Origin of the sequence: Antarcticimicrobium sediminis (assembly GCF_004348975.1) — a bacterium.
Classification (GTDB): Bacteria; Pseudomonadota; Alphaproteobacteria; order Rhodobacterales; family Rhodobacteraceae; genus Antarcticimicrobium; species Antarcticimicrobium sediminis.
The window spans coordinates 48,238-71,329 of record NZ_SMFP01000009.1; the positions used below are offsets into that span (position 1 = coordinate 48,238).

A 23,092-nucleotide genomic window follows, 5' to 3' on the forward strand; every position below is an offset into this window, starting at 1 on the left:
CCCGATAAGGAGCCCCGAGATGACGAAAATCGCCCCGCAACCCGGTATTATGGAGATCGCCCTGTATGAGGGCGGCAAGGCCACGATCGACGGTCGGGACGACGTTCTCAAGCTGTCCTCGAACGAAAACCCACTGGGGGCGCCGCCTTCGGCGCAGCTCGCCTTGGCCGAGGCGGCCCGCAACCTGCACCGCTATCCTTCGACCGATCATGCCGCGCTGCGCGAGGCGATTGGCGAGGTGCACGGACTTGATCCGGCGCGGATCATCTGCGGCGTCGGTTCGGACGAGGTTCTGCAATTCATCTGTCAGGCGTTTTCCGGTCCGGGGGATGAGATCATCCATACCGCGCATGGATTCTCCATGTATCCGGTGCTGATCCATATGGTCGGGGCGACCCCGGTCTGCGTGCCCGAGGCCGAACGGGTGGTGGATGTGGACGCCATTCTGGCGGCGGTGTCCGACAAGACCCGCATTGTGCTGTTGACCAACCCCGGCAACCCGACCGGCACCCTTCTGCCCGATGCGGATCTGCAACGGCTGGCAGATGGGTTGCCCGAGGATGTGCTGCTGGTGATCGACGGGGCCTATACTGAATATGCCAAAGGCTTTGACGGTGGCACACGTCTGGCCTCGGATCAGCCCAACGTGATCATGACGCGGACGTTCTCCAAGATCTATGGTCTGGGCGGGCTGCGGATCGGTTGGGGCTATGGCCCGAAGAATTTGATCGACGTGATGACCCGTATCCGCCAACCCTTCAACCTGTCGGTGGTGCAGCTTGCCGCCGCCGAGGCCGCCGTGCGTGACCGCGATTGGGTCGAGACCTGCGCCGCGCTGAACGTGCAGCAACGGGCGCGGCTTGTCGGCGCGCTGCGGCAACTGGGCGTGGCCTGCGATGACAGCCAGACCAATTTCGTGCTGGCCCGCTTTGCCGACGCGGCTGAGGCGGCGGCGCTCGACCAGGTGTTTCAGGCGGACGGGATCATCGTGCGCCGGGTCATCGGCTATGGGTTCCCCGAGGCGCTGCGCATCACCGTGGGCGACGCGGAACAGACCGGCCGCGTGATCGCAACCCTGACAAAATGGCGGGAACGGACATGAGCGCGCCGATCTACGACCGCATCGCCCTGATCGGTCTGGGGCTGATCGCCTCGTCGATGTTCTGGGCGATCAAACGGGCCGGGCTGGCGGGCGAAGTGACAGGCTATGCCCGCAGTGAGGAGACCCGCAACACCGCCCGCCGGATCGGGCTGTGCGACCGGGTCTGTGACAGTGCCGTCGAGGCGGTCGAAGGCGCAGACCTTGTGGTTCTGGCGGTGCCGGTCGGGGCCATGGGCACGGTCGCGCGTGAGATCGCCAAGGCCCTGAAACCCGGCGCCACGGTGACCGATGTGGGCTCGGTCAAAAAGCATGTGATCGAGGTGGTGGGACCGGAACTGCCAAAGGATGTGCATTTCATCCCCGCCCACCCGCTGGCAGGAACCGAGCATTCGGGCCCCGAAAGCGGCTTTGCCGAACTGTTCGACAATCGCTGGTGCCTATTGGTGCCGGTCGAAAACTGCGCCCCCGAACCCTTGGCGCGGTTGCGGACCCTGTGGGAGCGGATGGGCGCGAATGTCGATGAGATGGACCCGGAGCATCATGATCTGGTCCTTGCCGTCACCAGCCACGCGCCGCACCTGATCGCCTATACGATGGTCGGGGTGGCCGACGACCTGCGCCGGGTCACCGACAGCGAGGTGATCAAATACTCCGCCGCTGGCTTTCGGGATTTCACCCGGATCGCGGCCTCCGACCCGACCATGTGGCGCGACGTGTTTCTGACCAACAAGGAGGCGACGCTGGAAATTCTCGGGCGCTTCACCGAAGAGCTGTTCGCGTTGCAACGCGCCATTCGTATCGGTGACGGCCAGCATCTGTTCGACTATTTCACCCGCACCCGCGCCATCCGGCGCGGCATTATCGAGGCCGGACAGGACACTGATGCGCCCGATTTCGGCCGCGCCAAGAAGGCCGGGACATGAGAGGTCTGGGCATGGCCGCTGTGCTGGGGCTGGCGCTGCTGGCTCTGCCCGCCACCGCCCGCGCGCCTGATCATTCGCTGCGCCCGCTGGCGCGCGGTGCTGCTGTTGGCGAGCCGCCCGCCACGCCGCTCAGCGTGACCCGTCGCGCCCCGAAACCGCGCCCGCCCTCGGCGCAGGTAACAAGCGCTGCCGCGCGCCCGGCCAACCTTCCGTTCCTGAGCCCGGAGGCCTCACCGCTGCCGGTGTTGCGTCCCGAAGGGCTGGAGCAAAAGGTGTTTCTCAAACGGCTCCGGCGACGCAAGGGATCGGTCTGCGGCGATATCGACATTCAGGGCGACGAGATTGGTCGCGTGACGGGCAAGCTGCGCGGCTGTGGGGCCCGCGATGCGGTGCGGGTGCGTGAAGTGGCCGGCGTGCGGCTGAGCCAACAGTCGATCATGACCTGCGACACTGCCCGCGCGCTCAAAACATGGGTGGAACGGGGCGTGAAACCCGCCTTTCGCAAGCGTGGCCCGGTGGTTGAGATGCGGGTTGCGGCGCATTATTCCTGCCGCACCCGCAATAACAAGCCCGGCGCCAAACTGTCGGAACATGGTCACGCGCAGGCGATCGACATTTCGGCCTTTACCATGCGCGACGGCGAAGTGATCACCGTGCTGAAAGGCTGGCAGAAGGGCACCACGCTGCGCCCCCTGCGCAAAGTCTGGAAAGCGGCCTGCGGCCCGTTCGGCACCGTTCTGGGGCCAGAGGCCAATGGCTATCACCGGGATCATTTTCACGTTGATATCGCCCGCTATCGCGGCGGCCCCTATTGCCGTTAGCACGCCCCAAAATACGCTCTTTTCGCGTCCGTGGTTCGAGGCTTGGAACGGGTCGAATTCGGCAAGGGAAAAACGCATGACCATGTGGGTGTTCGGCTATGGCTCGCTGCTGTGGAATCCGGGGTTTCAGGTGGCCCGGCGCGAGGTGGCGCTGTTGCCTGAGTACCACCGCTCCTTCTGCATGCGCTCGATCCATCATCGCGGCACCGAGGAGGAGCCGGGGCTGGTGCTGGCGCTGGACGCCGCTGCGGGCGCACAATGTAGCGGGCTGGCGCTCGCCGTCGCCGAAGGAGAGGAAGAGCGCACGCTCGCCTATCTGCGCGAACGCGAGTTGATCTCTTCGGCCTATCTGGAAAAACAGCTCGACGTGCATCTGCGCTGCGGCGGCACGGCGCGGGCGGTGACCTATGTGATTGACCCCGACCATGATCAATATTGCGGCGGTCTGCCGCTGGAGGATCAGGCGCGGATCATCGCCCGTGCGGTGGGCGGGCGCGGGCCGAATACCGAGTATCTTTTCAATACCGCCAGTCATTTGGCCGAAATCGGGCTGAATGACCCGGATCTGGACTGGTTGGCCGGGCGGGTGCGGGCCCTGACTGCATAAACCCTTGGCCTTGCCTGTTGTTTTTATATAGGCTTGCCGCAGAGCAGAGAAAACCAGGACGCCCGCAAGATGGTGCAGCGAGACCGCCAAGCCCGGCCCCAATTCTCACAGCCGGTGCGTCAGATCATATTGATGCTGACCGCCTTCGGGCTCGCAGGCTTCGGCGCCTTTGTCGCGTTGCCGCGGGTGCTGCCGGTATTTTTGGCCAACCTTTATCTCAACGGGTTTATCGCCGGGGTCTTTCTGATCGGTGTGCTGGCCTGTTTCTGGCAGGTGTTCCAGCTTATCGGATCGGTGCGCTGGATCGAAAGCTTCGCCGCCGGGGATCTCAACCAGAAAGCTGGCCCGCCGCAGCTTTTGGCGCCGCTGGCCTCGCTGCTGCGCTCGCGCGGGGCGCGGATGCAGCTGAACTCAAGCTCGACGCGTTCGATCCTGGATTCAGTTGCAGAGCGGATCGACGAAGCGCGCGAGATTACCAGATATATCGTCAATCTCTTGATATTCCTCGGTCTTCTTGGGACATTCTATGGTCTTGCCACCACCGTTCCCGCCGTCGTTGACACCATCCGCAGCCTTGCCCCGCAAGACGGAGAGGAGGGGGTCGCGGTATTCAACCGGCTGATGACCGGGCTGGAGGCGCAACTGGGCGGCATGGGCGTGGCGTTCTCGTCCTCGCTGCTGGGGCTGGCCGGGTCGCTTTTGGTGGGCTTGCTGGAGCTGTTTGCAGGGCACGGCCAGAACCGCTTTTATCGCGAGCTGGAGGAATGGCTGTCCACGATCACGCGGCTGGGCTTTTCCTCGGGCGAAGAGGGCGAGAGCGCGTCCACTGTGATGGAGGGGGTGATCGATCATATGTCCGGCCAGATAGAAGCGCTGCAACAGACCTTCACGCAGTCCGACGAAAGCCGCGCCGTGGTGGATCGCAAACTGGGCGATCTGGTGGACGCCATCGGGCAGATGAACGAGCGTCTTGATCAGGGCGAAAGCACCTCGGCCGCGTTGGAACGGGTCGCGCTGGGGCAAGAAACCCTGATCGAGGTGATGCGTGAACAGAGCACGGGCGAGGGGATGGACGCCGAAAGCCGGATGCGGCTGCGCTCGATCGACGTGCAGATGCTGCGCATCCTCGAAGAAATTTCCGCCGGTCGTCAGGAAAGCATGGCCGAGCTGCGCAAGGATATCGACATTCTGATCAAGGCGTTGGCGCCGTCTCTGGCCCCGTCGCGCGTGCCGGGGGCTCGACCGGGCCGCCCCGGACGGCCGATCAAGACCGACGAGTCAGAGGCCTAGGGCATGGCCCTGTCGCGCCGCACGGGTCAACGCTTCCAAGGGTCGATCTGGCCCGGGTTCGTCGATGCGATGACCGGGCTGCTGCTGGTCCTGATGTTCGTTCTGACCATCTTCATGATGGTGATGTTCGTTTTGCGCGAAACCATTACCGGACAGGAAACCGAGTTGGACGCGCTCTCGGCCGAGGTCAATGCGCTGGCGTCGGCGCTGGGGCTTGAAGAGCGGACCAACGCCCAGCTTTCTGCGCGGATGGGGGCGTTGACTGCGACGTTGAACGAAACCCGCAACGGTCTAAATCAGGCCAAGGCCGAGCTGGACCAGCGCGCCTCGCTCATCACCACGCTCACCGCTGAGCGCGACCAGCAAAGCGCGGCGCTCGACGCGGCGCAGGGCCGCATCGCCAGCTTTGAGGAGCAGGTCGCTAGCCTCTTGGCGGAGCAGACCCGATCCCAAGGCCAGATCGCCGCCCTGACGGATGAAAAGGCGACTCTGGTGTCGCAACAAGAGGCGCTGAACCTCGCGCTGGCCAGCCATCGCGCGGAAATCGACGCACAGGTCGAGGCCGCCCGTCTCGCCGCCGCCCGGCGCGAGGCGCTTGAGGCCATGGTGGCCGATCTGCGCCAGCAGGGCGCGGATCAGGCGGCCGAGGCGCAGGCGCTGACCGGACGGCTGACCGAATTGGAAAGCCAACTCAGCGATGAGGAGCAGGCCCGCTTGGCCGAGGCCGCCGCCGCCGAAGCATTGCGCGACAAGTTGAAGACCTCAGATGCTGAACTGACCGCCATGACGATGGATCTGGAACGCCAGCGCAAGGCGGCAGAGGATACCTTGACCCTGCTGGCCGCCGCCGAGGCGGCGCGCGATGCGCTGGACCAAGAACTGCTCACGACGCTGTCCGATCTGGACAGCGCAAAGACCGGTGCCGCCGATCGCGACGCGTTGGCGGCGCGGTTGGAGCGTGTGCTGGCGCAGATGGAGACGGTGAAGGCGCAGGGCGACGATAAGGTGAACGCGCTGGCGGCCGAGTTGGCGCAGGCCAAAGCAGACCTAAGCGCGGCGCAGATGGCGACCGATCAGGCGGGGCAGGATCGCGCCACCGTCGAGGCACGGCTGGCGCAGGCGCTGGAGGCGCTTGAACAGGCACAATCCGCCGGCAGCGACCGCGCCGAATTGCAGCGCCGTCTGCTTGTCGCACTGGCCGCCAAAGACACCGCAGAACAGCAAGCCGCCGAGCAGATGTCGGAGAGTGAGGCGCGCGATATCCTGTTGGCCAAGGCACGCGATCAACTCTCGGAACAGGAAGCGATTTCGACCGAGGCGCAGCGGCAGACCGCGCTGCTCAACCAGCAGGTCGCGGCCTTGCGGGGCCAACTTGGCAGCCTGCAGGCGCTGTTGGATGACTACAAGGATCGCGACACGTCGCAGCAAGTGCAGTTGCAGAATCTCGGTCAGGATCTGAACACCGCACTGGCCCGCGCCGCCTCAGAAGAACGCCGTCGCCGTCTGCTGGAAGAGGCGGAACGCAAGCGGCTTGAGGTCGAGGCCAAGCTGCGCATCGCAGAGACGGACCAGCTCAAGGAACAGGCCAAGGATCTGGAGCGCTATCGTTCGGACTTCTTCGGGCGCCTGCGCGAGGTGTTGGGCACGCAAGAGGGGGTGCGGATTCAGGGTGACCGCTTTGTGTTCTCCTCCGAGGTGCTGTTCGCCCCCGGCGAGACCGAGTTGGCCCCAGCCGGCAAGGCCGAGATCGCCAAGATTGCCCGCATCCTGCGCAGCATCGCGGCCGAGATTCCGCCCGAGATCAACTGGGTGATCCGCGTCGATGGCCATACCGATACCGTGCCGGTGCGCCCCGGCGCCGACTTTGCCGACAACTGGGAACTAAGCCAGGCCCGTGCGCTCTCCGTTGTGCGCTATCTGGTTGACGCCCAAGGCATTTCTCCGGGGCGGCTTGCGGCCAACGGGTTCGGGGAATACCAGCCGATCAACCCCGCCAACACGCCCGAGGCGCGGGCGCAGAACCGCCGGATCGAGCTGAAACTGACCGAGAAATAGGGCGTTCACCTGTTCCGTTGCGATGGGAACAGCTGCGCAGGTGCTGAAGCCTGTTTAGTCGATGGTGATCGCGACCTCTTCGCGGTCAATCACCTGGCCATCGCGCAGCATCCGGACCGTGCCGCTATAGCGGCCAGCGGGCCAGCCGCCCTGCGGCTGACGTTTGCCCGCCGCGCGGAACAGCTGTGCCTGATTTTTTTCAAGCTGGATGTCATGGGCGATGATCCGTCCGTCCGGTCCGTCGATTGCAATCTCGACCACGTCGCCGGTCTGCCCGCCAAAGGCATAGCCATAAAGCACCAGCGCCGGTGCGTCCGGGGCCAGCCCATCAACCGCCGCTCGCCCGGCCTTGATCGCATCAAAGCTGGGTATGCTGTCCGAGAATCCGGCGGCGATCAGCCCGCCCGGTTCATAGACGGGGGTGTCCTGCCACAGATCCGGCCCGACCGTCGCGCCGCACTGTGCGGCCTTTGGCGCAAAGGGATCGATGACCTTGCCATCTTGGCGCACCGAGAGATGCACATGGGGAAACTGGCTCTTGCCGCTCATCCCTACCGTGCCCAGCACTGCGCCGCGCGCAACACGTTGCCCCTTGGTGACCTGAACCGAGCCGCGCCGCAGGTGGCAATACTGGGTCTCCCAGCCGTCGCCATGGCTGATCACCATGCCGTTGCCGCATTCGCGGTCCGCAACGGCCGCCGTGTCGCCGCGGGCATAGACCCCGTCCTCCATGCCATCGCGCAGGGCGATCACGACGCCGGGGGCGGCGGCCAGAACCGGCACTCCGGCAGCCATCGCCGAGAGATCGCGCAACGCGAAGTCAGTGCCCTTGTGGGCCTCATAGCTGAGCGTGCCGCAGCGGTAATCCGGGGCATCGGGGCCGGGATCGGCATCGACGTATTGTTGAATATGGCAATCCTCGCCCAGATCGCAGGTCAGCGGCAGGGTCAAAGCGAGGTCGCTCGCCGCGACGGGCGCGGCGAGCGAAAGACAAAGGACGGTCAGCGCTGCCCGCATCATTCTGCAGTCAGCAACGGCGGCTTGTCGCCCGACAGACGGGGTTTGTCGGGGCCGTCGATGCGCAGATCCAGCTTGCCGTCCTTGACTCCCACCTTGACCACCCCGCCCTTGGCCAGCTTGCCAAACAGCAATTCTTCGGCCAGCGGCTTCTTGATGTACTCCTGAATCACGCGGCCCAGCGGGCGCGCACCCATCTTGTCATCATAGCCCTTGTTGGCCAGCCATTCGGCTGCGGGCCGGGTCAGTTCGATGGCCACGCCACGATCCAGAAGCTGCGCCTCCAGTTGCAGCACGAACTTTTCGACCACCTGCAGGATCACCTCTTTCGGCAGCGGCGCAAAGGAGATCACAGCATCCAGACGGTTGCGGAATTCCGGCGTGAAGGCCCGCTCGATTGCGGCGGTATCCTCGCCTTCGCGGCGGTCGCGGCCGAACCCGATGGCGGATTTGGCCTGTTCAACGGCCCCGGCGTTCGAGGTCATGATCAGGATCACGTTGCGGAAATCCACCGTCCGGCCATTGTGGTCGGTCAGCTTGCCGTGGTCCATCACCTGCAACAGGATGTTGTAGACATCCGGATGCGCCTTTTCCATCTCGTCCAGCAGCAGCACGCAATGGGGGTTCTGATCGACCCCATCGGTCAACATGCCACCCTGATCGAACCCGACATAGCCCGGGGGCGCGCCGATCAGGCGGGAAACAGCGTGCTTTTCCATATACTCCGACATGTCAAAGCGCAGCAGCTCCACCCCTAGCGTATCGGCCAGTTGTTTGGCGACCTCGGTCTTGCCGACGCCGGTCGGCCCGGCAAACAGATAGTTGCCGATCGGCTTTTCGGGCTCGCGCAGGCCGGCGCGTGCCAGCTTGATCGCGCTGGAAAGTGCCTCGATCGCCTGATCCTGGCCGAACACCACCCGCTTGAGCGATTTCTCCAGATCCCTGAGCACCGCGGCGTCATCCTTGGACACGCTCTTGGACGGGATGCGGGCGATCTTGGCCACCACGGCTTCGATCTCTTTGGTGCCGATTGTCTTGCGCCGTTTGCTTTCGGGCAACAGATGCTGCGCCGCACCGGCCTCGTCGATCACGTCGATCGCCTTGTCGGGCAGTTTGCGGTCGTTGATATAGCGCGCCGAGAGTTCCACCGCCGTCTTGATCGCATCGGCGGTGTATTTCACCCCGTGGTGTTCCTCGAAATAGGGTTTCAGCCCCTTGAGGATCTTGACGGTGTCATCGACGGTGGGTTCGTTCACGTCGATCTTCTGGAACCGGCGCGCCAGCGCACGGTCTTTTTCGAAATGCTGGCGGAATTCCTTGTAGGTGGTTGACCCCATGGTGCGCAGCTTGCCGCCCTGCAAGGCAGGTTTCAGCAGGTTGGAGGCATCCATTGCCCCGCCAGAGGTTGCGCCAGCGCCGATCACGGTATGGATTTCGTCGATGAAAAGCACCGCGTCGGGATGTTCCTCCAACTCGGTCACGACGGCCTTGAGGCGTTCTTCGAAATCGCCGCGATAGCGGGTTCCGGCCAAAAGTGCGCCCATGTCGAGCGAATAGATCGTGGTCTTGGACAGGACTTCCGGCACCTCGCCTTTGACGATCTTGCGCGCAAGCCCTTCCGCGATGGCGGTCTTGCCGACACCGGGATCGCCCACCAGCAGCGGGTTGTTCTTGCGCCGGCGGCACAGCACCTGAATGCAGCGCTCCACCTCAAGATCGCGCCCGATCAGCGGGTCGATTTCGCCCTCGCGCGATTTTGCGTTCAGATCGACGCAATATTTGCCAAGGGCACTTTCCTTTTTGTCCACCTCGGGGGCGGTGCTGTGCACGTCGTCTTCGTCTTCGTTCGAGCCCTGAAGCGGGCGCGATTCGCCAAAAGCGGGGTCTTTTGCAACACCATGTGCGATGAAGTTCACCGCGTCATAGCGGGTCATGTCCTGCTCTTGCAGGAAATAGGCGGCGTTCGATTCCCGCTCGGCAAAGATGGCGACAAGGACATTGGCACCGGTGACCTCGGTGCGACCCGAGCTTTGGACGTGGATCGCGGCGCGCTGAATGACGCGCTGAAAGGCGGCAGTCGGCACCGCTTCGGAGCCGTCGACATCCGTGACCAGATTCGACAGATCCTCGTCGATGAAGTCGACAAGCGTGTTGCGCAAATCGCCCAGATCAACGCTGCAGGCCTTCATGACACGGATGGCGTCGGGTTCGTCCAGCAACGCCAGCAGCAGATGCTCCAGCGTCGCGAATTCATGCCGCCGCTCGTTGGCGAGTGCGAGGGCTGCGTGGATGGCCTGTTCTAGGGTGCTCGAGAATGAAGGCACGTTGGTGCTCCTCTTATCTGGGTCGGGTGGGAGATCGCGCTTGCGCCTGATCTCCAAGGCCAACCATGTCTTTATAGTATTAGAGTTTGGTTGATCGGGCCCCAGCTTCAAGGTTTTTCTGCATTTTTGCCATCACTTTTCGCCGAAAGCACGCTGCGCTGAGCCTTTGTGCCGCCTTAAAACCTGTCCTTGCGCGCGCGAATTTCCGCGAAAACATCTGCCGCATCAGCCCCCGTCATGCCCAGATTCGCCTGAATTCGGGCGTCAGCGGCGCGCAGGAAGGGGTTGGTCGCCAATTCCAGCTCCAGCGTCGAGGGCACGGTGGGCCGCCCGGCCTCGCGCGCGGCTGCAATGGCGCGAATCCGCTGTTGCAGCGCGGGGTTGTCCGGATCGATGGTCGCGGCAAAGCGCCCGTTGGCCTGGGTGTATTCGTGGCCGGAATAGACCACGGTTTCCGGGGGCAGGGCGGCGAGCTTGGACAGCGAGGCCCACATCTGTGCCATGGTGCCCTCGAACACCCGGCCGCATCCCAGCGCCATCAGGCTGTCGGCGGTAAAGACCGCGGGGGTGTCGGGGAAGAAATAGGCGATATGGCCCACCGTGTGACCCGAGACGTCGATCACCTGTCCGGTTTCGGCCCCGATCTGTACACAATCCCCTTCTGACACCTGCGCCCCCAGCGGCGGCAGGCGGTGGGCGTCGGCGGCGGCCCCCGTGACCTTGGCCGGATGGGCTGCGAGGATTTCGGCCAGCCCCTCGACATGGTCCCAGTGATGATGCGTCAGCAGTACCTGTGTCAGCCGCCATCCGGTGTCTGCCAATGCCGCAAGAATCGGGGCCGCCTCGGGGGCGTCGATCAGCGCGGTCTCGCCGCTGGCCGCGTCATGCGCCAGAAACGCATAGTTGTCCGACAGGCAGGGAATGGTGAGGATCTCCAAAGGCATGAGCTTTCGCCCTTTCAATGCTGGGTGTCATTGCTATTCTGCCCCAGATTGGCTGATCGAACGGGCACCCGCAATGCATCTCGATGTGCAGGATCTGCGCAATTTCTACTACCGCAGTACTCTGGGCCGGGCGGCGCAGGCTACGATCCGCATGGCGATGCTTGATCTGTGGCCCGAGGCCAAGGGACGATCCGTTGCGGGATTCGGATTCGCGGTGCCGTTGTTGCGCCCCTATCTGGCGGAGGCCCGCCGGGTTGTGGCGCTGATGCCCGGACCGCAGGGGGTGATGCCATGGCCTGCGGGGATGCCCAATGTTTCGGTCCTGTCCGAAGAAACGCTCTGGCCGCTTGAGACGGGGCATGTGGACAAGCTGGTGGTGATGCACGGGCTTGAGACCTCGGATCGCCCGGCGCAGCTGTTGGATGAATGTTTCCGGGTGTTGGGGCCGGGCGGCAAGGCGCTGTTCATCGTGCCAAACCGGGCGGGTCTGTGGTCGCGCAGTGATCGCACGCCTTTTGGCTATGGCCGACCCTATACGCTGGGCCAGTTGGAGGTGCAGCTGAAACAACACCAGTTCCTGCCCGAGCGCTATCGCGCCGCGCTGTACCAGCCGCCCTCGGCCCGGCGGTTCTGGCTGCGCTCTGGCCCGCTGTTGGAGCGGATGGGGCGGCGGTTGCCGACGGTGCTGGTCGGCGGTGTGCTCATGGTCGAGGTTTCCAAGCGGGTGCCGACGCCACGCGGAACCGTGGTCAAGGATCTGGCGCGGCGTCCGGTCAAGGCGCTGGATGGGCTGGCCAAACCGGCCTGATCGGGTGCCATCCGTGCCCAATCGGCCTGCAATTTCACTCAGGAATCAGCCAAAAGCCGCATTTTTTTTTGTCCGGTTTTCGGGCAAACGGCTCTAGTTTGGCTAACTACATGAAAAAAATAACAGAATGGGATCGGCTGTTATCGCTATAGGTTGTTGCGGGGTTGGGTGCGCTCTGTTATCTCGACGCTGATTTCTCCGACCTGCCGAAAGGCGGGTCGTTTTTCACGCCCCCGGACGCCCGTCTCGCGGCCAACCGGGGCCAATTGTCGGAAGGGTGGACGTGTCCGAACCAGCTTCGATTTCCGCAGGTATCGCCGAGCGCTATGCCAAAGCGATCTTCGAGATCGCGAAAGAGAACAACGACCTTGCCGGTCTTGAGGCCGGCGTGAACGATCTGGCCGCCGCGCTGGATGACAGTGCCGATCTTCGCGACCTGATGGCGTCGCCGCTCTATGCGCGCGCAGAACAGGAAGCGGCGATCACCGCTGTGGCGCAAAAGATGGGCGTCACCGAGGTGTTGCGCAAGTCTCTGGCGCTAATGGCGCAGAAACGTCGCCTGTTCGTTGTGCCCCAGCTGATCGTCGCGCTGCGCGATCTGGTCGCTGAAGAGCGTGGCGAAGTGACCGCGGACGTGATCTCGGCCAAGGCGCTGACCAAGGCGCAGGCCGACAAGCTGGCCAAGACCCTGACCGCACGCGTTGGCAAAACCGTGAATGTGAATGCGACCGTCGATGAAAGCCTCATTGGCGGTCTTGTCGTTAAAGTCGGCTCGAAGATGATCGATACCTCGATCCGCTCCAAGCTCGACTCCCTCCAGAATGCAATGAAAGAGGTCGGATAAATGGGTATCCAAGCTGCAGAGATTTCTGCAATCCTAAAGGACCAGATCAAGAATTTTGGTCAAGATGCCGAGGTCGCGGAAATCGGCCGCGTGCTCAGCGTGGGGGATGGTATTGCCCGCGTCTATGGTCTCGACAATGTTCAAGCCGGCGAGATGGTCGAATTTCCCGGCGGCATCATGGGCATGGCGCTGAACCTTGAGGCCGACAACGTCGGTATCGTGATCTTCGGCTCTGACCGGGACATCAAGGAAGGCGACACCGTCAAGCGGACCAACTCCATCGTGGACGTTCCGATCGGCGCAGCCATGTTGGGCCGCGTTGTTGACGGTCTGGGCAACCCGATTGACGGCAAGGGTCCGATCAAGACCGAAGCCCGCGGCGTTGCCGACGTCAAGGCACCCGGCATCATCCCGCGTAAATCGGTGCATGAGCCGATGGCAACCGGCCTGAAATCGGTCGACGCCATGATCCCGATCGGCCGTGGCCAGCGCGAGCTGATCATTGGCGACCGTCAGACCGGCAAGACCGCCGTGGCGCTCGACGCCATTCTGAACCAGAAATCGTACAACGATGCAGCCGGCGACGACGAGAGCAAGAAGCTCTATTGTGTCTACGTCGCGATCGGTCAGAAGCGCTCGACCGTTGCGCAGCTGGTGAAGAAGCTGGAAGAGACCGGCGCAATTGATTACACGATCATCGTTGCCGCAACCGCGTCCGAGCCGGCGCCGATGCAGTATCTGGCGCCCTATACCGCCACCGCGATGGCCGAATATTTCCGCGACAACGGCAAACACGCGCTGATCATCTATGATGACCTGTCCAAACAGGCCGTGTCGTATCGTCAGATGTCGCTGTTGCTGCGTCGTCCGCCGGGGCGTGAAGCCTATCCGGGTGACGTGTTCTATCTGCACTCCCGCCTGCTGGAGCGTTCGGCCAAGCTGAACGAAGATTTCGGCTCGGGCTCGTTGACCGCGCTGCCGATCATCGAAACCCAAGGTGGCGACGTTTCGGCGTTCATTCCGACCAACGTGATCTCGATCACCGACGGCCAGATCTTTCTGGAAACCGAACTGTTCTATCAAGGCATCCGTCCTGCTGTGAACACTGGTCTGTCGGTGTCGCGGGTGGGGTCTTCGGCCCAGACCAAGGCGATGTCCTCGGTTGCTGGCCCGGTGAAACTGTCGCTGGCCCAGTATCGCGAGATGGCGGCCTTTGCGCAGTTCGGCTCTGACCTTGACGCCGCAACCCAGCAGCTGCTGGCCCGTGGTGCGCGTCTGACCGAGCTGATGAAGCAGCCGCAGTATTCGCCGCTGTCCAACGCCGAGATCGTCTGCGTGATCTTCGCTGGCACCAACGGGTATCTTGACAAAGTCGACGTCAAGGACGTGGGTCGTTACGAAGCGGGCCTGCTGGCCTATCTGCGCGGCAAGCGTCAGGATGTGCTGGACTGGATCACCACCGAAGATCCCAAGATCAAAGGCGAAGCCGCTGATCGTGTCAAAGCCGCGCTCGACGAGTTCGCCGCTGATTTCGCTTAAGGAGAGATAAGGCAATGCCAAGTCTCAAAGACCTTAAAAATCGGATCGAGTCGGTCAAATCGACCCGCAAGATCACAAAAGCCATGCAGATGGTGGCCGCGGCGAAACTTCGCCGCGCCCAGGAATCCGCTGTCGAGGCCCGGCCCTATGCTGAACGGTTCAATGCCGTGATGGCGGGGTTGGCCGCGTCGGTCGGGGGCAGTGACAGCGCGCCCAAGCTTCTGCGCGGCACCGGCAGCGACCAGGTTCATCTCCTGGTCGTTCTGACGGCCGAACGGGGGCTGTGCGGCGGGTTCAACGGCAACATCGCCAAACTGGCCCGTGGTCATGCTGAAAAGCTCACGGCCCAGGGCAAGACGGTCAAGATCCTGACCGTTGGCAAGAAGGGTCGGGACGCCATCAAGCGCGATTTCGGCAAGTACTTCGTTGGCCATGTGGACCTGGGCGAGGTCAAGCGGGTGGGCTATGCCGACGCGCAGGGCATCGCCAAGGACATCCTCGACCGTTTCGACGCGGAAGAATTCGACGTAGCGACGATCTTTTTCGCCGAATTCATCAACGTTGTGACACAGGTGCCGACCGCGCAGCAGATCATCCCGGCCAAGTTCGATGCGACGGCCGAGGGCGAAAGCACGCTCTATGATTACGAGCCCGACGAAGAGGCCATTCTGGCTGATCTTCTGCCCAAGGGTGTGGCCACCGCGATTTTCAGCGCGCTGCTGGAAAACGGGGCCTCGGAACAGGGCGCACGGATGAGCGCGATGGACAATGCCACCCGCAACGCGGGCGATATGATCGACAGGCTGACCATCCAGTACAACCGCTCGCGTCAGGCCGTTATCACCAACGAGCTGATTGAAATCATTTCGGGCGCGGAAGCCCTGTAAAAAAAGAACCGGAGACGAAACATGGCAAAGATACAAGGCAAAATCACTCAGGTGATTGGTGCCGTCGTGGACGTTCAGTTCGACGACGCCCTTCCCGAAATTCTGAACGCGCTGGAAACCGTGAACAATGGCAAGGGGCTGGTGCTGGAAGTGGCACAGCACCTTGGCGAGGGCACCGTGCGCACCATCGCCATGGACGCGACCGAAGGTCTGGTCCGTGGTCAGGCTGTGACCGATACCGGCAAACCGATCTCGGTTCCGGTCGGCACTGCCACGCTCGGCCGCATCGTTAACGTGACCGGTAACCCGGTTGACGAAAAAGGCCCGATCGAAGCGGAAGAATACCGCTCCATCCACCAGCCCGCTCCGGAATTCTCGGAACAGGCAACCGAGGCCGAAGTTCTGGTCACCGGCATCAAGGTGGTTGACCTTCTCGCCCCCTATGCCAAGGGCGGTAAAATCGGCCTGTTCGGCGGTGCCGGCGTGGGCAAGACGGTTCTGATTCAGGAACTGATCAACAACATCGCCAAAGTGCACTCGGGCCTCTCGGTCTTCGCCGGGGTTGGGGAACGGACCCGTGAGGGCAACGACCTTTACCACGAGATGATCGAATCCGGCGTTCTGACCCCGGACAACCTGCCCGATTCCAAGATCGCGCTGGTGTACGGCCAGATGAACGAGCCTCCGGGTGCCCGCATGCGGATTGCCCTGACCGGCCTGACCATGGCCGAACAGTTCCGCGACGCCACCGGCGCCGATGTTCTGTTCTTCGTGGACAACATCTTCCGCTTTACCCAAGCCGGTTCCGAAGTGTCGGCGCTGTTGGGTCGTATCCCCTCTGCTGTGGGCTACCAGCCGACGCTGGCCACCGACATGGGCACGATGCAGGAACGCATTACCTCCACGAAAAACGGATCTATCACCTCGATTCAGGCCGTCTACGTGCCTGCGGATGACTTGACCGACCCGGCGCCTGCAACCACGTTTGCCCACCTTGACGCAACAACCGTGTTGAACCGTGCGATCTCTGAGCTGGGTATCTACCCGGCCGTTGACCCGCTCGATTCGACCTCGCGTCTAATGGACCCGCAGATCGTTGGTGAAGAGCATTATCAGGTGGCGCGTGACGTGCAGGGGATCCTGCAGCGTTACAAATCGCTTCAGGACATCATCGCCATTCTCGGCATGGATGAACTGAGCGAAGAGGACAAGCTGACCGTGGCCCGTGCCCGGAAAATCCAGCGTTTCCTCTCCCAGCCCTTCGACGTGGCCAAAGTGTTCACCGGCTCTGACGGTGTGCAGGTTCCGCTGGAGGACACCATCAAATCGTTCAAGGCGGTTGTCGCCGGTGAATACGACCATTTGCCGGAAGGCGCCTTCTACATGGTCGGCGGCATCGATGACGTGATCGCCAAGGCCGAAAAGATGGCGGCTGACGCCGCTTAAGGAGCGCCCTCATGGCAGATACAATGCAATTTGACCTCGTCAGCCCGGAGCGCCGCCTCGCGTCGCTTCAGGTGAGCGCGGTCCAGATCCCCGGCGCCGATGGCGACATGACGGCAATGCCTGATCATGCTCCGCTTATCACCACGCTGCGTCCGGGCGTGCTGCGGATCGAGAGCCCGGAAGGCAATTCCGAGTTTCTCGTGACCGGTGGTTTTGCTGAGATCGGGACCGACACCATGTCGGTGCTGGCCGAAAAGGCGATCCCGGTGACCGAAGTAACCCGTTCTCATCTTGATGAGATGGTTGCCGAGGCCCGCACCGCGCATGAGGCTGCCAAGGCGGCCTCGGGCACAGCGCCCAGCATCGTGGACGACGCGGCCAAGCTTCTGGCTGACATGGAGGCTTTGGGCGATCACATGAGCCTGTGACCCCCTGACGGCTTTGCAGCCTGACCACTATTTGAACCGGCCCCGTCTTGGGGCCGGTTTTATTTTGACAACAGCGGTTCAAACAGGCTTGCTGTGTTGATGTGCGACCAACACTGCGAACAATACTGCGGACCGGTATGAAAAGACTTGAAAATCACCTCATCGGCATCGACCAGGGCGATGTGCCGCTGTTTTCCGATTTTGAGGATGGCGGTGAAATGTGGACTGGCGCGGGGCCCCGGGAACGGCGTCGGGCCATCCGGTTCAGCGAACCCTTTCGGGCACCGCCTGCGGTACAGGTCTCGATCTCATTGCTGGACGCGGATACCGATGCGGCGATCCGCGCCGAACTGACGGTGGACACCATCACCCCCGACGGGTGCGAGATCGTTTTCCGGACCTGGATGAACACGCGTATCGCGCGTATTCGCGTCGCATGGATGGCGATTGGTTCGCTCAATCACGATGACGACTGGGCGATCAACTGACCGCCCGTCGCCAAGTGGTTCAGTCCATCGTGTAAAGCGACTCATAGATCGGCGACAGGGTCTTGTCCTCGAACAGGGACGAGACCGAGGTGCCGTACCAGATGTTCAGGATCGCCTGCGCAAAGATCGGCGCGGTTGGCACGATGCGGATATTGGGCGCCGCGAGCACTGCTGCCGTGGGCTCGATCGTGTCGGTCAGGACCAAGGTTTTCATCACCGAATTGGTCACTCGTTCCACCGCCGGGCCACTCATCACCCCGTGGGTGATATAGGCGTGAACCTCTTTCGCGCCCTTTTCCAGCAGCACTTCGGCGGCCTTGCACAGGGTACCGGCGGTATCGCACATGTCATCCACGATGACGCAAACCTTGTCGGTGACATCGCCGATCACCGTCATCTCGGCGATTTCGCCGGGTTTTTCGCGGCGCTTGTCCACGATTGCCAGCGGCGAATTGATCCGTTTGGCCAGTTCACGCGCACGGGCGACGCCGCCCACATCCGGCGAGACGATCATCAGATCGCTCATCTGCTCCTTGAAATTCGCCTTGATGTCGAGCGCGAAGATCGGCGAGGCATAGAGGTTATCAACAGGAATGTCGAAGAAGCCCTGGATTTGTGCCGCGTGCAGATCCATGGTCAGCACCCGTTCGATCCCGGCCTCGGTCAGCAGGTTGGCCACCAGCTTGGCGCTGATCGGCGTGCGCGCCTTGGTGCGGCGATCCTGACGGGCATAGCCGAAATAGGGGATCACGGCGGTGATGCGCGATGCCGAGGACCGGCGCAGCGCGTCGGACATGATCAGCAGTTCCATGAGGTTGTCATTGGCCGGGTTCGAGGTTGGCTGGATCAGGAACATGTCCTCGCCGCGCACGTTCTCGTAGACTTCGACGAAGATCTCGCCGTCGTTGAAGCGTTCGACGCGGGCATCGACCAGCCCGAGGTTGACACCCCGGTGCATGCTCATGCGGCGCGCTATCGCTTCTGCCAGAGGAAGGTTTGCGTTCCCAGCGATAAGCTTGGGTTCGTTCAAAGTGGCCATGGGCTGATTTCCTCGGGGAGCAAGGTCTGTGTGACAGAATCGTGATGTTGACATGGCTTAGCATGGCCTTACGGTCGCGCAAAGATTTCGGCAGGAGAAATGCAAAGATGCCACACCATATTGACTACTTCTTTTCGACCCTTTCGCCGTATGTCTATCTTGCAGGGACGCGTCTGGAAGCAATTGCCGCTGAAAACGGCGCCACGATCACCTATAAACCCGTGGACCTGATGGCGCTGTTCCCGCGGACCGGCGGAACCAGCCCGGCCGAACGGCACCCGGCGCGGTTGGACTATCGCGCGCAGGAATTGCCGCGTCAGGCAAAAAAGCTGGGCCTGCCCTTTCATCTCAAGCCGGCGCATTGGCCGACCAACCCGGCGCCTTCCTCTTATGCGATCATTGCGGCGCAAAATGCCGGGGGCGGCGATCTGGGCGCATTGGTGCAGAACATCATGTGCGCCTCTTGGGCCGAGGAAAAGGACATCGCCGACGATGCTGTGATTCGCGACGCGCTGGAGCAGGCGGGGTTTGATCCGGCGTTGAGCGATAGCGGGCTGCTGGCCGGGGCCGAAACCTATGGCGCCAATCTCGAAGAGGCTGCCGCGCGCGGCGTGTTTGGCTCGCCGTTCTATATCACCGATACGGGGCAGAAGTTCTGGGGACAGGACCGGTTGGAGGATCTGGGCGCCTCGCTCGCCGGGCGGCTGTAATGGACGGGCAGGGGGGGATTCAGCCGGTCTTTTCCCGCCACTTCGGCCACGGCTCGCGTCAGGTTCTGGCGATCCATTGCACCTTGGCGCAGTCCGGGGCCTGGCGCGGGCTGGCGGCGCAACTGGAGGAGGAGGCGACATTTACCGCCTTCGACATGCTGGGCCACGGCCGCAGCCCTGACTGGGACGGGCGCGGCGATCCGCAGGACCGCATCACCGAGATCGCAGAGAGTTTTCTTACCGATCAGATGGCCGATCAGATGGATGTGATCGGCCATTCCTTTGGGGCCACGGTGGCGCTGCGGTTGGCGGTCGCCCATCCGGAGCGGGTGCGCTCTCTCACCTTGCTCGAGCCGGTCTATTTCTGTTTCGCGATGCAGGACGACCCCGAGAGCGTTGCCGCACACGATGCGGATGCCGCCGCTTTCACAGAGCAGTTGGACCGCGGCGCCTACGGCGAGGGGGCGCGGCTTTTCAACGAGATGTGGGGCGGGGCAGGGCCCAGCTGGGACGAGATGCCCGAAGCCGCCCGCGCCGGAATGATCCGCAGCATCCGCTTTGTGCAGGTCTGCCGCCCGCCGCTCTATGACGATTTGGCGGGCATCTTGGAGCCGGGCCAGCTTGACCGGGTGACGATGCCGACGCTGCTGCTTCGGGGAACCGAAAGCCATAGGGTGACGAAAGCGATCAATGATGCCATCGCCGGCCGCCTGCCGGATGCGCAAAACATCGTGGTCGAGGGCGCGGGGCATATGTTGCCGATCACCCATCCGGCGGAGGTGGCCGCGCATCTGCGGGCGCTGTTCGCCCGCGCGGGGGACTAACTAACCCTCGGTCAGTCCTTCAACAAGGCGACAAAGCGGTCGATCAGATCGGCACCGATCGACCAGTCACACACCAGACGACATCCCAGCAGTTCGGCACCGTCGCCGGTCTCAAGCGGACCATCGTTGAGGTAATACTGTGCGCCCTCGGCCTTGAGCCGCTGGTGCGTGCTCCGGGGCAGGGCGACATAGATCATGTTCGCCTGCGGTGTATGCTGGAACGTCGCGCCGGCCGCGCGCAGCCCCGCAACCAGCCGCGCGCAGTTGGCATTGGCCTGCCGCGCCATCTCCAGCCACAGATCGTCGCGCAGATAGCTGTCCATCTGTGCCGAAAGATAGCGGTGCTTGGAAAACAGATGCGCGCCCCGCTTGCGGCGCAACTCGAATTCCCAGGCCTTGGCCGGATCAAAGAACACCACCGCCTCGGCCCCCATCAACCCGTTCTTGGTGCCGCCAAAGGACACCGCGTCAACGCCCGCCTTCCATGTCATCTCTGCCGGGCTGCATCCCAGCGCCACCAGCGCATTGGCAAAGCGCGCGCCGTCCAGATGCACCGGCAGCTCATACGCCTTTGCGATAGCGGTAAGGCCCTGCAATTCGTCCAGCGAATAGACCGAGCCGCGCTCGGTCACCTGCGTGATCGACACCGGCCCGCGCTGCGGCCCGTGTACGCCACGGGTTTCTTCGGCCTCGATCGCGGCGCGCAAGGTTTCTGCTGTCATCTTGTCGCTGTCACCCACCAGCGTCAGCTTGGCGCCACCGGAATAGAATTCCGGCGCGTTGCATTCATCCTCGTGGATATGGGCGACGGGCGAGCAAAAGATGGTGTCCCACGGGTTGGCGAGGGTCGCCAGAGCCAGTGAATTCGCCGCCGTTCCGGTTGCCACCAGAAAGACCGCGGCCTCGGGGGCCTCAAACAGCGTGCGGATACGGTCGCGGACCTGATCCATCAGCGCATCGGCGCCATAGCCCAAGGCATAGCCGGTATTGGCTTGCGCCAGGGCTGCCATCACCTTGGGGTGGACCGGGCCGGTATTGTCGGAGGCAAAAAACATCAGGTCGGCTCCTCAATGATGTAGTCGTCCCAGTCTTCTTCCGGGATCTCGAATTCCGGCACCGTTCGGTTCCGTACAGAAACGCCGGCGGAATGTACGCTTTCCGCCGTGCCCGAGATCAGCGGGTGCCAGTCGAAAAGCGGCTTGCCCTCCCAAAGCAGGCGATAGGCGCAGGTCTGCGGCATCCAATAGGCGTGCTCGTCAATGTTTTCAGGACGCAGCACGATGCATTCGGGCACGAACTGGTGCCGGATCTCGTATTGCGCGCAGCGGCAGGTGGTGTCGTCAAGCAGCCGACAGGCAACGCGGGTCAGCTCGACCTCGCCGGTGTCCTCGTCTTCCAGTTTGTTCAGGCAGCATTTGCCGCAGCCATCACACAGCGCCTCCCACTCGGGGGCGGTCATCTTGCGCAGCGGCTTGTGTTCCCAAAAGCGCGGGGACAGGCCGGATCTGTCGATAGGGTCGCTCATCGTTTGTCCAGAATGTCGCGGGACCGGGCGCAATCGCCATCCATCTGCGCGATCAGCGCATCAAGGCTTTCGAACTGCATTTCAGGGCGCAGATACTCCACCAGCCCGACCGAAAGGGTGGCGCCGTAGAGGTCGCCGGAAAAATCAAAGATATAGGTTTCGATATTGGGAACCTCGCCGCCGAACATGGGCCGCACACCCAGCGACGCCGCGCCCTGATAGCTGCCCTTGTGTGGCCCGTCGAGCACGTCGACCAGCACCGCATAGACGCCGAAGGCGGGCGGGTGCAGCCCCTCGATCGACATGTTGGCGGTCGGAAAGCCCAGATCGCGCCCACGCTGTTCGCCGCCGATGACGACCCCCTCGATCCGGTGCCAATGGCCCAGCATCGCCGCCGCCTCGCGCGGTCGGCCTTCGCTGAGCGCGGTGCGGATCGCGGTGGAGGAGATGGTGTTGTCGGACTGTTCCAGCAGCGGCGCGACGGTGACGCCAAACCCCATCTGTTGTCCAAAGCGGACCAGATCGTCGGCGGTGCCAGCGCGGCCTTTGCCAAAACAGAAATCCGCCCCGACAACCACATGCGCCACGCCCAGCCCCTCGGCCAGCACGGTGCGGGCAAAATCCTCGGGCGTGAGCCCGGCAAGGGCGGCGTTGAAATTCAGCTCATAGAGCTTTTCGACCCCCAGCTTTTCCAGCCGGTGCGCCCGTGCGCCGCGACGCATCAGCCGGAAGGGCGGGCTTTGCGGGGCGAAGTATTCGCGTGGATGCGGCTCGAACGTGATGATGCCCAGCGGCGCCTGTGGTGCCGCCGCGCGCGCCAATTGGATCACCGATTGGTGGCCGATGTGGACGCCGTCGAAATTGCCGATCGCGGCGCTGGCACCACGATCTTGAGGCTCGACAAACTGATAGTCCCGAATGATCCGCATAGGCGATGCCTAGCGTCCCGCGCCGCCGGGCGCAAGACGCGCTTGGGCGCGCTGGGATCAGTCGAACTTGCGGCTGGGGGCGAGCACGGTGGCCTCGCCCGCCAGAACCTTCTTGCCATCCACCGAGCAAAAGCAATCCAGCTTGACCCGACGTTTGGCGACGTCGAAATCGATCACCTTGACCTCGGCATAGACCGTGTCGCCGGGGCGCACGGGGGCAAGGAATTTCAGGGTTTGGCCCATATAGATGGTGCCATGCCCCGGCAGCTGTTCACCGATCACGGCCGAGATCAGCCCGGCGGTCAGCATGCCGTGGGCGATTCGCCCCTCAAAGATGGTGTCCTGCGCGTAGGCGTCGTCCAGATGCACCGGGTTCCGGTCGGTGGAGACCTGCGCGAACATCTCGATATCCGCGTCCGTTACCACTTTGCGAAGGTGGCGGGTCATGCCCATCTCGATGTCTTCGATACAGATCGTGCCGCGGGGCAGGTTGTCCAACATATCGTCCTCTTGTCTCATCTGAGCCGCAATAAATATGCGCC

23 protein-coding genes are annotated in these 23,092 nt (G+C 63.0%); 15 read left to right on the plus strand and 8 right to left on the minus strand.

Going from position 1 to position 23,092, the window contains the following annotated elements; translation table 11 throughout:
* The first annotated feature begins 19 nt into the window (after nt 1–19).
* The 6 genes from hisC (at nt 20) to E1B25_RS13995 (ending at nt 6,798) form a co-directional block, all read left to right on the plus strand.
* Nucleotides 20–1,102 (plus strand): histidinol-phosphate transaminase, encoded by a 1,083-nt coding sequence (gene hisC / locus E1B25_RS13970; protein WP_132830133.1) that lies wholly within the window; start codon nt 20–22, stop codon nt 1,100–1,102.
* Nucleotides 1,099–2,025, plus strand: coding sequence for a prephenate/arogenate dehydrogenase family protein (locus E1B25_RS13975; RefSeq protein ID WP_132830134.1), 927 nt, complete (start codon nt 1,099–1,101; stop codon nt 2,023–2,025). Before hisC ends, E1B25_RS13975 begins: the two co-directional genes overlap by 4 nt.
* On the plus strand, nt 2,022–2,846 hold the full coding sequence (locus E1B25_RS13980) for an extensin-like domain-containing protein (RefSeq protein WP_132830135.1): 825 nt from the start codon (nt 2,022–2,024) through the stop codon (nt 2,844–2,846). The genes E1B25_RS13975 and E1B25_RS13980 overlap by 4 nt, the downstream gene beginning before the upstream one ends.
* Nucleotides 2,847–2,922: 76 nt before the next feature.
* Nucleotides 2,923–3,453 (plus strand): gamma-glutamylcyclotransferase, encoded by a 531-nt coding sequence (locus E1B25_RS13985; protein WP_132830136.1) that lies wholly within the window; start codon nt 2,923–2,925, stop codon nt 3,451–3,453.
* Nucleotides 3,454–3,522: 69 nt separating this feature from the next.
* The gene (locus tag E1B25_RS13990) at nt 3,523–4,743 is read left to right on the plus strand and encodes a biopolymer transporter ExbB (RefSeq protein ID WP_245510722.1); all 1,221 of its coding nucleotides are present in this window, start codon (nt 3,523–3,525) and stop codon (nt 4,741–4,743) included.
* Nucleotides 4,744–4,746: 3 nt separating this feature from the next.
* Nucleotides 4,747–6,798, plus strand: coding sequence for a peptidoglycan -binding protein (locus tag E1B25_RS13995; protein ID WP_132830137.1), 2,052 nt, complete (start codon nt 4,747–4,749; stop codon nt 6,796–6,798).
* A gap of 54 nt (nt 6,799–6,852) precedes the next feature.
* Here the strand turns inward: E1B25_RS13995 and E1B25_RS14000 are convergent, their stop codons facing one another.
* From E1B25_RS14000 to gloB, 3 genes are all read right to left on the minus strand, one after another.
* Nucleotides 6,853–7,815, minus strand: a complete 963-nt coding sequence (locus tag E1B25_RS14000) for a M23 family metallopeptidase (RefSeq protein WP_132830138.1) — start codon at nt 7,813–7,815, stop codon at nt 6,853–6,855.
* Nucleotides 7,815–10,139: an ATP-dependent Clp protease ATP-binding subunit ClpA gene (gene clpA, locus E1B25_RS14005; protein WP_132830139.1), complete on the minus strand. Its 2,325-nt coding sequence runs from the start codon at nt 10,137–10,139 to the stop codon at nt 7,815–7,817. The genes E1B25_RS14000 and clpA overlap by 1 nt, the downstream gene beginning before the upstream one ends.
* A 176-nt stretch (nt 10,140–10,315) precedes the next feature.
* The gene (gene gloB / locus E1B25_RS14010) at nt 10,316–11,083 is read right to left on the minus strand and encodes a hydroxyacylglutathione hydrolase (RefSeq protein ID WP_132830140.1); all 768 of its coding nucleotides are present in this window, start codon (nt 11,081–11,083) and stop codon (nt 10,316–10,318) included.
* A gap of 73 nt (nt 11,084–11,156) precedes the next feature.
* Here gloB and E1B25_RS14015 point away from each other — a divergent pair, with 73 nt between their 5' ends.
* From E1B25_RS14015 to E1B25_RS14045, 7 genes are all read left to right on the plus strand, one after another.
* Complete coding sequence (locus E1B25_RS14015) at nt 11,157–11,891, plus strand: methyltransferase domain-containing protein (protein WP_132830141.1); 735 nt, start codon at nt 11,157–11,159, stop codon at nt 11,889–11,891.
* A 283-nt stretch (nt 11,892–12,174) separates the two neighbouring features.
* Nucleotides 12,175–12,735 (plus strand): F0F1 ATP synthase subunit delta, encoded by a 561-nt coding sequence (locus tag E1B25_RS14020; RefSeq protein ID WP_132830142.1) that lies wholly within the window; start codon nt 12,175–12,177, stop codon nt 12,733–12,735.
* Entirely contained in the window at nt 12,736–14,274 is a 1,539-nt protein-coding gene (gene atpA, locus E1B25_RS14025) for a F0F1 ATP synthase subunit alpha (protein ID WP_132830143.1), read from the plus strand.
* Between the two features lie 14 nt (nt 14,275–14,288).
* Entirely contained in the window at nt 14,289–15,161 is an 873-nt protein-coding gene (locus E1B25_RS14030; RefSeq protein ID WP_132830144.1) for a F0F1 ATP synthase subunit gamma, read from the plus strand.
* A 21-nt stretch (nt 15,162–15,182) separates the two neighbouring features.
* Complete coding sequence (gene atpD / locus E1B25_RS14035) at nt 15,183–16,607, plus strand: F0F1 ATP synthase subunit beta (RefSeq protein ID WP_132830145.1); 1,425 nt, start codon at nt 15,183–15,185, stop codon at nt 16,605–16,607.
* 11 nt (nt 16,608–16,618) lie between these two features.
* A complete protein-coding gene (locus E1B25_RS14040) occupies nt 16,619–17,035 on the plus strand; it encodes a F0F1 ATP synthase subunit epsilon (protein WP_132830146.1) in 417 nt (138 codons plus the stop codon).
* A gap of 137 nt (nt 17,036–17,172) precedes the next feature.
* Entirely contained in the window at nt 17,173–17,523 is a 351-nt protein-coding gene (locus tag E1B25_RS14045; protein WP_132830147.1) for an H-type lectin domain-containing protein, read from the plus strand.
* A 19-nt stretch (nt 17,524–17,542) separates the two neighbouring features.
* Here the strand turns inward: E1B25_RS14045 and E1B25_RS14050 are convergent, their stop codons facing one another.
* Nucleotides 17,543–18,562 carry a ribose-phosphate pyrophosphokinase gene (locus tag E1B25_RS14050; protein WP_132830148.1) on the minus strand — a complete coding sequence of 340 codons (1,020 nt, stop codon included), beginning with the start codon at nt 18,560–18,562 and terminating at the stop codon, nt 17,543–17,545.
* A gap of 107 nt (nt 18,563–18,669) precedes the next feature.
* On the opposite strand from E1B25_RS14050, the gene E1B25_RS14055 reads away from it, so the two are divergent.
* Nucleotides 18,670–19,272, plus strand: a complete 603-nt coding sequence (locus E1B25_RS14055; protein ID WP_132830149.1) for a 2-hydroxychromene-2-carboxylate isomerase — start codon at nt 18,670–18,672, stop codon at nt 19,270–19,272.
* Nucleotides 19,272–20,096, plus strand: a complete 825-nt coding sequence (locus tag E1B25_RS14060) for an alpha/beta fold hydrolase (RefSeq protein WP_132830150.1) — start codon at nt 19,272–19,274, stop codon at nt 20,094–20,096. Before E1B25_RS14055 ends, E1B25_RS14060 begins: the two co-directional genes overlap by 1 nt.
* Nucleotides 20,097–20,107: 11 nt before the next feature.
* Here E1B25_RS14060 and E1B25_RS14065 read toward each other — a convergent pair whose 3' ends face one another.
* Genes E1B25_RS14065 through E1B25_RS14080 form a run of 4 tightly spaced genes read right to left on the minus strand, consistent with a single transcriptional unit; the run spans nt 20,108 to nt 23,051 of the window.
* Nucleotides 20,108–21,151 carry a threonine aldolase family protein gene (locus tag E1B25_RS14065; RefSeq protein ID WP_132830151.1) on the minus strand — a complete coding sequence of 348 codons (1,044 nt, stop codon included), beginning with the start codon at nt 21,149–21,151 and terminating at the stop codon, nt 20,108–20,110.
* Nucleotides 21,151–21,621, minus strand: coding sequence for a YcgN family cysteine cluster protein (locus E1B25_RS14070; protein ID WP_132830152.1), 471 nt, complete (start codon nt 21,619–21,621; stop codon nt 21,151–21,153). The genes E1B25_RS14065 and E1B25_RS14070 overlap by 1 nt, the downstream gene beginning before the upstream one ends.
* Nucleotides 21,618–22,550 carry a bifunctional riboflavin kinase/FAD synthetase gene (locus E1B25_RS14075; protein ID WP_132830153.1) on the minus strand — a complete coding sequence of 311 codons (933 nt, stop codon included), beginning with the start codon at nt 22,548–22,550 and terminating at the stop codon, nt 21,618–21,620. Before E1B25_RS14075 ends, E1B25_RS14070 begins: the two co-directional genes overlap by 4 nt.
* A 57-nt stretch (nt 22,551–22,607) precedes the next feature.
* Nucleotides 22,608–23,051: a MaoC family dehydratase gene (locus E1B25_RS14080; protein ID WP_132830282.1), complete on the minus strand. Its 444-nt coding sequence runs from the start codon at nt 23,049–23,051 to the stop codon at nt 22,608–22,610.
* Nucleotides 23,052–23,092 lie beyond the last annotated feature (41 nt).